We start from the raw sequence: 451 nt of genomic DNA on the forward strand, positions 1-451 counted from the left end.
GATATCTGTTTTGTACCTGACGGCGATTACGCTTCCTTTATCGAAGAATATACCGGACAGACCGCCGTACCCGGAGATTTTGTCAACAAAGAAGGGAAAGTTCTGGGAACCCATAAAGGACACATCCATTACACAATTGGTCAGAGAAGAGGTCTGGGCATTTCTGCACCGGAATCTCTTTACGTCTGCGCAAAATCCCTGAAAGACAATCAGGTGATTCTTGGCGGGAAGGATGATCTTATGTCCTCCTCCTGTCTGGTGGGGGATATTAATCTGATTCCCTGGGATCATCTGGATGACCCTGTCCAGTGTAAGGTAAAAACCCGTTACCGCCAGCCGGAGCAGCCAGCCATTATTGAGCAAATTGGGGAAAATCGAATCCGCGTTACCTTCCAGGAGCCTCAGAGAGCCGTTACTCCCGGTCAGGCTGCAGTTTTTTATGACGGAGATA

Annotated in this window: 1 protein-coding gene; it reads left to right on the top strand. The window is 48.8% G+C overall.

Annotated elements, in window-relative coordinates; all coding sequences use genetic code 11:
* Nucleotides 1-451, top strand: a 451-nt coding sequence (locus tag QVP40_RS05955) for a tRNA methyl transferase PRC-barrel domain-containing protein (protein ID WP_330361895.1), incomplete at both ends; no start/stop codon positions are given.

The organism is Blautia sp. CAG:257 (assembly GCF_000433815.1).
In the GTDB taxonomy this organism is placed as follows: Bacteria; Bacillota; Clostridia; order Lachnospirales; family Lachnospiraceae; genus Blautia_A; species Blautia_A caecimuris.